Origin of the sequence: Mastigocoleus sp. MO_188.B34, assembly GCF_030065675.1 — a bacterium.
In the GTDB taxonomy this organism is placed as follows: domain Bacteria; phylum Cyanobacteriota; class Cyanobacteriia; order Cyanobacteriales; family Nostocaceae; genus Mastigocoleus.
Genome location: NZ_JASJDK010000186.1, coordinates 1 through 11,256, shown reverse-complemented (window position 1 = coordinate 11,256; position 11,256 = coordinate 1). Strand labels below are relative to the sequence as shown.

Sequence of the window (11,256 nt, the reverse complement as noted above, 5' to 3'; positions counted from 1 at the left end):
TCCCCAGTCGCCAGTCGCCAATCCCCAATCCCCATCAAGAGCTAAACTCACCACTTTGGTACAAATCTTGCAGCACTTGGAATACTACAGCTAAAGCCACCGACCCTACTATTACTACTGGAGTAAAATTTACACCTGCTACTGCAATAACCAATAATACAGCAGCTGTACCCAATCGATATCTAGCTCTAACTTTGCAAGGAAATATTAAACCCGTAATGTGGAGAATAGACAAACCAAGCAAACAAAGTGCTACAGCACCACAAATCAGCCAACGTTCGGGGGTTGGTAAAGCAAGACTTGCATCACTTAGAACTACACCTTGTACCCCAACTCCGGTAGCTGTCAGACCAATAACTAAAGGTAAATGTCCAAACAACCAGACTTGAAAAATACCTAATTTGCCTTGCTTTCCAGCATTTCTTAAAGCCGAACCTGCAACATTTTCAAAATAAACCCACCACAAACCAAAGGCAATAATAAAACCAAATACAGCCGATATTGCACTCCCTATATCCCAATGTTTTTCCGATACACCATTAACAACAGCAATAATAGCTTCACCTAGAACGATTATTGTAAATAGCCCAAACCTTTCTGGTAAATGTTCTGGGTGGGGAAGTAAGTTTGTTTGATGACGTTTAGCTGAGATTGGGGTTGCAAAATCTACAGCTAATCCCAATCCCCAAAAGATAAACCGTAAAGGAATAAGAATAAATGCAGAGATGAACCATAATATCGCTGCGGTTGCAAAACCGGTTGCATGATGGATTGCAAATTTCCGCGCTTGGGGAATATGTTTGATAACGCGCAAATATTGGAAAACAAGAATAAATCTACTAACAGCATAAGCCAAAGCAAAACCGGCAGAATTTCCCCCTAAACCTCCATGGACATTGACCGCAAGTGCTGCTATTGCTAACATTTGCAAACCCGTGAGCAAACGATTGCTAATGTCGTCAGTATCAAAACGATTAGCATAGAAGGTAGTTCCAATCCAAGCCCACCAGATCGGAATAAACATTCTGAAGGGGCACAGTAATGACAATACTGCACCCCTAGAAAATATATTTATATTGTCTAACGAAAATATTAATGTTTACCCGACTTCCCTAATATAGATATTTTAATCAATTTATATCGATAGCTACCGATTGCCCCTCTTTTTTAGCCTAAGGCTATTTTTTGTAATCTTAATGATGTGCCAATACTATATATTGCTGCTTACTAGCGTCAGAAGAAGGTTCTTCAGAAACCTCCGGTCTGTTTTTGATTGTGAGGAAAGCAACTACTGCACTTGCAAAGGCTAAAACCGCCGCAATGAACATTACCAAACGAAAACCATCTACAAACGAAAAAGTGATTGCTTCTTGAAGCGTTCTTCTCATCTCTTCAGTAACATTTGCTGGGATTTCAGCACCTGCTAGCTTAAATCTTTGTTCCGATAGCTGCTCTATTACTGATAAAGGTATATTCAATTTTGCCAAATACTGATCGAGATTGTAATTGAAAGCATTGAACAGGAAAATATTAAACACTGCGATCGCTATTAATCCCGCAGTTCGAGAAATCGCATTATTAATTCCTGAAGCAATACCAGCTTGACGCTGATTAACTGCACTCATCACAGTTGTTGTTAAAGGTGCAGCACTGATTGTCATTCCAAAACCTAAAACAATAATTCCTGGGAAAAATGTAGTCCAGTAACTACCACCAATGCCCGGTATGATGAACAGAGCAAAACCAACAGCGGTCAACAATGGACCAAGAGTTAAAGGTAACCTTGCTCCGTAGCGACACATTAAAGACCCCGACCACTCTGAAAGAAAGAACATTATCAGAATATAAGGTAGAAAAGCCGCGCCAGCTGCAGTAGCAGAATAGTGTTGAATCTGGATTAAATCGAAGGGAACCAAATAAAACACTCCTCCCAAGGCGGAGTAGAGTAACAAAGTAAGTAAATTAGCACCACTAAATGTTTTAGATTTAAACAAATTTAGCGGCATCATTGGAGAAGAACTTTTAGCCTCAACTAAAATAAAAGCACACATAATCAGTGTGCCTACAACTAAACAGGTAACGACCAAGGGATGGGTAAGACTTAAATTACACGATTCAATTAATCCGTAAACCAGTGTCCCCAAACCTAAAGTTGCTAAAAGGGTTCCCCACCAGTCAAGCTTAGGAGAATCTTCACCAAAACTTTCTGGCATATATAGCAATGAAATACCCAGAACAACTACAGCTAAAGGTAGGTTGAGAAAAAATATCCATCGCCAGGAACATTCTTCTACTAACCAGCCACCTAAAACGGTTCCTAAAGCTGAAGTAATAGCTGTAAAACCTGCCCAAGTTCCAATGGCTTTACTTCGTTTTTCGCCTTCAAAAACAGCACTGATAATTGCCAAACTACCAGGAACCAAAAGTGCACCACCAATACCTTGAACTGCACGAGCAATGATTAGTTGGTTTACGGTTGATGATAAACCACACCAAGCCGAAGCCAAGGCAAATAGAATTACGCCAGCAGCGTAAATCTTTCGTCTACCAAAACGGTCGCTCAAAGAACCACCGACCAAAATTAAAGCAGAAAGAAACAATGAGTAAGACTCAACCACCCACTGCATTTCAGCTGCCGTACCGTCCAATACATTTTGTAATATTGGCAGCGCTACGTTAACGACAGTAACATCCATCATCGCCATACTCGAACCGATGATAGTTGCTGCAAGCACCCACTTCTCAAAATTTTTTGAAGAAGGTTTGTATGGTGCTGACAAAATAGCAGCTTCATACCATGGTCGTTGGGTGATGTTTGTCATCTGATGCATGATGTTTGTCATCTAAGGCCACCAAAATGGACAATCTTCTAAAAAGACAATTTCCGAATTCTACCCGAGAGGGATAGAGGGTCATACAACCCGCAGTCCGAACACAGGACTGTCACAATCGGTTTTTGCTGATAATATTATGAAAATCTGTATATAAAACAACTCATTCTTTCAGGTGTGTATCATATTTAGCCTCAGTGCAAACCCCGAAAAAATAAACTATTATCGAGATTTTTTTACTGTTTCAGGGATTTAAAGTCTTGTTTCATACAGCTTTAAAGAGTTGATTTCTCTGAATATTTGTTTGTAAAAACTGTCCTGGCAATTGCGTAAACGGTGATGTGATTTTTGCCAAGAAGATCGTTGTAAATTTACTAATTACAAATCCTAATACCCGAATCAAGTTAAACTGATATGAAGTTTACTTCCGATCTGGAACTACTTTATGTGTCGAAATATCCAGAAAAGCCCCAGATTTCAATCATTTACAGCAATAGAAAAGCAAATAGAATAAGTACGGATATTTATTTTCTTAACAGTAACTTCACATTTTTAATTTTTTATCATTCTTACTTAGGGGTTTACACGTGGTATTTTTAAGAGCTTCAGATTGAGGAAGAAGCATCTTACGTTATAGAGTTCAGACCTATGAAATTTGAACTTATGAAGTTAGAAGCTATCAAATTAGAAGCTATCAAGTTAAAACCTATGGAATCAAAACCATAGAGTTAAAACTTCTCCACTGCAGGACGTATATCCATTTCTAAAGTCCAAGCACTAGGATCCTGCTTATAAAGATGCCAGTAAGTTTCAGCGATCGCATCAGGCGAGAGAAGGTTATCCTCTTCTACCTGTGGGAATAGTTCCCGAATATTAGGGGTATTTATCATACCATCAATGACAATATGAGCCACATGAATACCCTGATTTCCAAACTCTCTTGCTAATGACTGCGCTAACGCCCGCAATCCAAACTTACCTACAGCTAAGGCAGAAAATCGAGCCGAACCCCTGAGGGAGGCAGTAGCACCAGTTAAAAGAATCGTACCTTTCCCACGCTCCTGCATTGCTGGTAAAACCTGCTGTGTTGCGACAAAAGCACCAAAACAATTAACTTTCCAGCAATACTCAAACTCTTCTGGCGACAGTTCTAAAATGCCATTAACCTTAAATATGCCGGCATTATACACTAAAATATCCGGTGGAGCTAATTCTAATTTTATTAGATCCAAAGCTGCAGCAAGGGACACAGGATCTGTGACATCAGCAGTCACAGACAATGCCTTACTACCAAAATTTTCCAAATCAGATTGAATATTAGCCAGCGTTTTTGCATTTCTGGCAATTAAACCCACACTAAAGCCTTCGCGTGCAAACCGATGAGCGATGGCGTTTCCTAGCCCCTTACCTACCCCAACAATTGCCGCAACCTTTAATTGACTCATGCGCGATCGCGCTCCTTTTACTTCCAAGAATTCAACGATCTAGGTCAGTCTACTATTAGCTTATGCAAACCTTGATTAATCTGCATCTGTTAGAATTCTTAATTTTAATTTTTGTATTATTTTTTGTATCGTTTTGTAATATATTATTATTTGCAAAACTTATTGTATGTAGGACTTACGCAAAATTAACGTAATTGCGTCATTACGAGCGATAGCGACGTAATCCCAAGAACTCTGAGATTGCTTCCCTACACTGTGTTTCGGTCGCAATGACAAATCTATGTCCTACGGACACACTATGCTAACGTTGCGTAAGTCCTGGTATGTTTAAAAACTGGTAATTAGTAATTGGTATTTCGTAATTGGTGTAAGAACCGCTTGGTTATCAATTGTTTTTGTAGACAGTTTTTCTGAAACAACAAACTCACACTATTACCCATTACCCATTACCCATTACCAAGCCGCTCGAGATCCGAACGGCTTTAAAATCCCATAAGACAAATATTACAATGTCACAGTATATGCATCGCGAATACCGGGTACTTTAATAATCTCAGCTAAAATGCCTTCAGGTAAAGGGTCGTCTAAACTGAGAACCATTACAGCATCCCCGCGTACGATTTTACGTCCCACCTGCATACTGGCAATATTCACGTTAAAACTTCCCAGCAAGGAACCAATTTTACCGATAATCCCTGGCATATCGCGGTGTACGGTAAACAGCATATGATGACTAGGGGGAACGTTGATCGGGAAACCATCAATATTTGTCACCCGAATTTCTCCATCACCTAATAAAGCACCAGTTACTGAGTGGGTTCCTAAATTACCAGTGGCTTCCAAATGTAAAGAACCAGCATAATCCTTTATTGAAGCATCTCGAGTTTCTATTACACGGATCCCGCGCTCCTTCGCTTCAATACTGGCGTTTACATAATTGACCCGTTCGCGCAACGCTTGGAAAAGTAAACCCTTGAGAGCAGCAACAACTAAAGGTTGACTTCTATTAGTTGCTAATTCACCTTGGAGGCTGACATTAAGCAGTTCTACCCTTCCACCTGCTAATTGTCCGACCAAATTCCCCAAAGTTTCTGACAACTGCATATAAGGCTTGAGTTCTTCTAAGATATCCGGACTCAAACCGGGAATATTCACCGCAGAACGTGCAGGAAGTCCTAACAATACATCCCGAATTTGTTCCGCAACATCAACCGCCACATTCACCTGTGCTTCTGTAGTTGAAGCACCCAAGTGAGGAGTCAGCACCATTTCTTTCCCTAAAGATTTTAAAGGAGATTCCTTTAATGGCTCGGACTCATAAACATCCAATGCTGCTCCTGCAATTGTACCTTCTTTGATGGCAACAGCTAGAGCTTCCTCATCAATGATCCCACCACGAGCACAGTTAATAATTCGGGTAGTGGGCTTCATTTTTTTCAGCATTTCGCTGTTAATGAGGTGAGTTGTCTCTGGGGTTTTAGGAATATGCAGAGTAATATAATCAGCTTGCTGCACTAACAAATCTAAATCTACTAGTTGACAGCCAATTTGTTCTGCTCTTTCCCGAGAAATAAAGGGATCGAATGCAAGTAACTTCATTCCCATCGCTTTTGCAACTGCAGCAACATGGGAACCAATCTTACCCAAACCAACGATACCTAAAGTTTTTTTATAAACTTCCGCACCAACAAAAGTTTTACGATCCCACTCTCCTTTTTTCACTGAAGCATTTGCGTCTGGAATATGGCGGGATAAAGATAACATCATTGCAACAGCATGTTCGGCTGCAGCAATTGTATTACCTTCAGGAGAATTAACAACAACTATTCCTTGACGGGTTGCTGCAGGTACATCTACATTATCAACACCCACACCAGCGCGACCGATAATCTTTAAATGCGCCCCTGCTTCAATTACTTCTTGAGTAACGCGGGTCCCAGAACGAATCATCAGTGCATCATATTCACCAATAATCTTGATTAATTCTTCTGGCTTTAGACCTAGTTTTACATCGACAGTTGCGACTTGGGACAGAATATCAATCCCAGCCCGATCGATCGAATCTGATACGAGAACCTTAGACATGATTGCTTATGAAAGAAGCTAAAAGTTTTTCCTGAGGAAGACTTTTCAGTTTAATCTTAATTACACTTAAATGGTTGCAATTAGGCGGTAAACGACTAATTTTAACTTTAAATAAAAATAAATCTCCCGCGTTTTACCCATAACGGTGTTAAATTATGGCTTTATAAAAGCAGCGTGGCACTTATTTACATATTTAAACCCTAACGGTACATACAACCACTCTCTCGCCCAATATAAATCATTAAGTGGACTAAAAGAAATATACGTTTATAAAAAAATTGTTTCCCAAGATTTATTATTTTTAATTTATTTTTCGTAATTTTCTCAGGATTTTCTTTATCCAAGTTATTTATCCATAAGAAATTACTAAGCATTTTGAAATATTCTAAATGTTTAAAAGGAACAAAGTTTAGGAGAAGATAAAGTTCTCATCAAATATTCTAATTCATCTATATTAGCGACAATTCTTTGTTGTTTCACTAAAAATATATCTTCTTTGTCAAGTCAAATATAATACTCTTTTTGAGAACCGAAATAAATTAAATATAGAAAATAAGAAGGAGATATATGAGAGCGAGATATAGTTGCATCTAAAGGAATTAACTAACAGGCACAAGTATATTAAAATACTTGAGATGCACTAATCCTTGGTAAATTTTATAAAAATTCAAAGTTCAATGAAATGAATTCTCAAATCTTTGGTAGACAATTACTCTGAAGAAATGTCCTAGTGGTCTGTCCCATTAAATATGACGGATTCGTTTTCCTAAAAATCCTGTAGAGACGTTGCATGCAACGTCTCTACAACCTATCAAAATTAATGGGACAAAGCACTAGGGTATTCGCCAAATTTTGATAGTTTCATCTTTGTTTCCACTAATCAAAGTTTTACCATCAGGAGTGATTGCCACAGATTTTACATCATCGGGATGCTCTGTGGAGATAGTTCTCAAGTCTCCTGTCTGTAAATTCCGAATCTTAATTTGGCTATTGGGACTTCCAGTAACCAGGGTATTACCATCCTGGCTAATAAATACTGATAATACAGTATCTCTTCGGTCTGCAAGAGTATGTTTGAGGTCGCCTGTTTCTAGCTTCCAACGATGAATATGACCATTGAAATCAACACTTATCAAAGTTGTATTATCCGGGGTGATCGCTAAAGAATAGATTCCAGCTTCTTGAGGAATAGTAGTTTTTAACTCTCCTGTTGACAAATCCCAAACTTTGATTTTATTTTCACTAGCGCTCACTATAGTTTGACCATCCGGACTCAGCGCTATTGATTTTAGAGGAGAAAAATGTCCTTTAAGTGTAGTTTGTAACTTTCCCGTTGCTAGTTCCCAAACTTTGATATCATTTTCACTTCCACTTGCTAAAGTCTTACCATCTTCACTAATAACAACGGAAAAGATATCACTATTGTGACCATTGAGACTTGTTACTAACTGACCAGTAGGTAAATACCAAATATCAATTGTATTGTCATCATGAGCGCTGACCAAAGTATTACCGTCAGGGCTGATTGCTATGGATTTCACATGACTATTACGATTGGCAATTGTATTTTTTAGTTTACCTGTAGGTAGGTGCCAGATGTGGATAGTCTTGTCAGTACTAGCACTGATTAATGTTTCACCATCTGGACTAATTACCATCGATTTGACACGACTATCATGTCCGGTAAGAGTTTTGACTAGAACTATTTCCTCTGAAGGTATGGTTGAAGATAGTGTTGTTTCAGCTTTTTGTACGGAAGGAGAAGTTTCTTCGCTCTTGCTCCAAATACCATATATTCCCAGACTCAAGAGTATAAAAATCCCAACCACAGTCAGTCCTTGTTTAACTTTACTACTCTGTTTGGGTAAGGGAAGGGAATGAAGGGATTGTAAATTATCGCTGCTTGGTATAGCCGCAGGTGCTTCCAAAAGTGATGATGAAAGCATACCTTGAAAGTTGCTTGGAGAAATAATTTCCCGAGTAGGGATTCCTGTTTGTAATGACGGCGAATTTATCGAGTTTGAATTAATGGAATTTGAATTAACTGGCTTGGAACTTACCGAGTTTGAATTGACACGTGAAGGTTCAAGGGTACGAGTTACGGATTCTTGAGACAAGTAAGGTTGATTTCCTGTAAAGAAAAATTTCCCTGGTTGACTGGAGTTAAATGGGAGCTTAATTAATTCCTGTAGAGCAATTTCGGCTGATTGATAGCGCTGTTTGTAGTTTTGCTGGAGCAACTTATCAATAAATAATCCCAACTCTTCACTTAAGGGTTGTTGTAAATATTTCCGCCAACATTTTACCCAGTTATAACCTTCTCTCTTCCAAGCTTCCCAAGGTAAAATTCCACTTAAAAGATGAAAACAAGTCGCACCCAAACTGTACAAGTCGCTTGCTGGATAAGCTTCACCAGCTTCTATCTGTTCCATCGGAACATAACCCATAGATCCGATCGCTGTTCCATGTTCAGGCATCACTGTTGTCATTAATTGCTTAGAAGCACCAAAATCTATCAGCACCAGTTTGCGATCGCTAGAACGACGAACTATATTATCTGGCTTAATATCCCGATGAACAATTTTATGTTCGTGAACTACTTGGAGAACATTTAAGAGATCCCGTAGTAAATCTCTAATTTTTTCCTCGCTAAAAATTCCTTCCTGCTTTAATTCAGAAAGTAAGTTTTCCCCATCGATAAACTCTTGTACAATATATAGACAAGAATTATCTTCAAAATAGGCAAGCAATCTTGGTATTTGTGGGTACTCTCCTAATTTTTGTAGTTGTCTAGCTTCTTGTTCAAATAAATCTTTTGCCTTTTTCAGGGCATAAGTTCCACGCGTCTGACGGGCAAATTGTTTAATAACACATTTCTCATTGAGCTTATCAATATCTTCTGCTAGATAAGTTCTTCCAAATCCTCCAGCACCTATTAATTTGATTGGATGATAGCGATTTCTCAGCAGCAAAAGTGGGGTACCACAATGACTGCAAAAGTTAGTGTCATCGGGGTGGGAGGGATTTTTGCAGGCAGGATTAAGACAGGAGGGCATCACTGCAATTAATTCAGTGGATGTACTTAATTATCTGCGGAACTTCACCCCTTTGCAAGAGAGTTCTGCAAAATGTTCACAAATATCAGATGTCTGTGAGGTCACATGTGCAATATTTACTGCTGCATGTGTAATTGTCATCCACCATTTGTTATATATTCTCTGCAGAAATTTAAATTTTGATTTATAGTCTTATCCTTCTATTTGGAAAACAAAATTATTTATATATTTGGCAACCAACTAATACTCATCACTCAACCTCCCGACCAAATGCAAAATGAGGTTGTGCTCTTTCCATATTTGGCATTAACCAAGCTAAACCTTCACTGGTACCAACCCATAACTTATTCCCTACATCAGGTGCAATAGACATAACTCGACTAGATGGTAATCCCGCAACTCGATCTAATACCGCTCCGTTGTGGGGATTTAATCTGAGTAAACCATTTCTAGTTCCAACCCAAACACTACCATCTCGAGCAAACTTGATCGATCTCACATCTTTACCCCGCAACCGAGTTACAGATCTGAGAATAGTCCCATTTTTAGGGTTGATTACCAGTAAATTGTTTGCCATTCCCGCCCAGATTAAACCTTTGGAATCTATTGCTAGGGCTTGTACGGTTGTACCGGGTAAATTATTAATATGCTTCATCACAAAAGCACTGGCTGTATTTACCCGTACCAGACCTTCTAAAGTTCCAACCCAAAGCTGACCATCTGCATCAAGGGTCATACTATTGGCGCTAACTCCTGGTAATTTTTTTAAGGTAGTCATAATCAAACCTTCGTCGGGACTAATTAAAGCTAGCCCATTATCAGTTCCAACCCATAAATAACCCCGTCGGTCGAGTTGTAAAGACAAAACTCTTTTGGAAGGTAAAAATAAATTTTGTGCTGTAATTTCACTACTGCGGGGGTCTACTCGTTTTAATCCAGCATAGGTTCCTACCCATATACGTCCCACTTTATCTTCTGCTAAAGCACCAATGGCAACACTCGGCAAATTGACACGGGCTAAAATATCCCCGGTATTGGGATCGATGCGCGTGAGACCCCTTCCGGAACCGACCCACAAATTACCTATATAATCTTTTTGCAAAGCATGAACCCGATAATCTACATCTTTACGATTGTTTTCCAATATCCGTCGATCTGGTAGAGGTTTTACTCCAGGTGGTGGGGTTGTTGGTGGGTAAGCAGGGGTTAACTCAGAGGAGTCAACACCAACAGATTTATAGTTTTCCAGATATTTTTCAAGATAGTTTTCAACTAAAATTGTTTCTTGAGAATTTTCCGCTGGGTATTTTCCTTGTTGTTCCTGTTTAGATACGACAGCATTACTAGTATTCGGAACAGCGATCGATCCCAATACGGTGCAAGCTAACGCCAAATAAGTAAACCCACGTAGCAGTATCACGTTTCAATTTCCTTGGGAGAGATTTTTTATTACCGTTACCCTTTGCAGGTTCAAGGTTAATTTCAGTGTTCCCTAAGTTTGTAATTTTATAAACTTAATCAGTAAAACTTTTATGTCTTACTATAAATGAAGCATAAAATCAAAAATAATGTTCTTTACTAAGGTATTAGGATATAGCAGCAATAAATAGTAACTGATATTACATTTTTATAACCTTGTTTTTGACAAACTACTAATATAGGTATTTGTTCATCAAACGAATTTACTCGTTTAAAGTCAAGGCACTTCAATTTATTAAAAATAGCTATACTGATTATTTTACATACAAATATTTTTATTTTTTAACAAAATATTTGATAATAAACATAAATTAATTGTATATTTTATATATAGTAATTTTCCATTTTTTGAGTCTTTTT

At 38.5% G+C, this 11,256-nt stretch carries 6 protein-coding genes; all 6 read right to left on the bottom strand.

Annotation, left to right across the window (positions count from 1 at the left end; genetic code table 11):
* Positions 1–34: 34 nt before the first annotated feature.
* Positions 35–1,024 carry a low temperature requirement protein A gene (locus tag QNJ50_RS27045; RefSeq protein ID WP_300641820.1) on the bottom strand — a complete coding sequence of 330 codons (990 nt, stop codon included), beginning with the start codon at positions 1,022–1,024 and terminating at the stop codon, positions 35–37.
* A 169-nt stretch (positions 1,025–1,193) separates the two neighbouring features.
* Positions 1,194–2,843, bottom strand: coding sequence for an MFS transporter (locus QNJ50_RS27040; RefSeq protein ID WP_300641818.1), 1,650 nt, complete (start codon positions 2,841–2,843; stop codon positions 1,194–1,196).
* A gap of 716 nt (positions 2,844–3,559) precedes the next feature.
* Positions 3,560–4,276: an SDR family NAD(P)-dependent oxidoreductase gene (locus tag QNJ50_RS27035; protein WP_300641816.1), complete on the bottom strand. Its 717-nt coding sequence runs from the start codon at positions 4,274–4,276 to the stop codon at positions 3,560–3,562.
* A 504-nt stretch (positions 4,277–4,780) separates the two neighbouring features.
* Positions 4,781–6,361 (bottom strand): phosphoglycerate dehydrogenase, encoded by a 1,581-nt coding sequence (gene serA / locus QNJ50_RS27030; protein WP_300641813.1) that lies wholly within the window; start codon positions 6,359–6,361, stop codon positions 4,781–4,783.
* A gap of 833 nt (positions 6,362–7,194) precedes the next feature.
* The gene (locus QNJ50_RS27025) at positions 7,195–9,417 is read right to left on the bottom strand and encodes a serine/threonine-protein kinase (protein WP_300641810.1); all 2,223 of its coding nucleotides are present in this window, start codon (positions 9,415–9,417) and stop codon (positions 7,195–7,197) included.
* Positions 9,418–9,667: 250 nt separating this feature from the next.
* Entirely contained in the window at positions 9,668–10,696 is a 1,029-nt protein-coding gene (locus QNJ50_RS27020) for a two-component regulator propeller domain-containing protein (protein ID WP_300641823.1), read from the bottom strand.
* Positions 10,697–11,256: the final 560 nt, after the last annotated feature.

Coding starts and splice junctions, on each gene's coding strand:
- QNJ50_RS27045 (WP_300641820.1), bottom strand. CDS start 1,024: ATGTTTATTCCGATCTGGTGGGCTTGGATTGGAACTACCTTCTATGCT.
- QNJ50_RS27040 (WP_300641818.1), bottom strand. CDS start 2,843: ATGACAAACATCATGCATCAGATGACAAACATCACCCAACGACCATGG.
- QNJ50_RS27035 (WP_300641816.1), bottom strand. CDS start 4,276: ATGAGTCAATTAAAGGTTGCGGCAATTGTTGGGGTAGGTAAGGGGCTA.
- serA (WP_300641813.1), bottom strand. CDS start 6,361: ATGTCTAAGGTTCTCGTATCAGATTCGATCGATCGGGCTGGGATTGAT.
- QNJ50_RS27025 (WP_300641810.1), bottom strand. CDS start 9,417: ATGCCCTCCTGTCTTAATCCTGCCTGCAAAAATCCCTCCCACCCCGAT.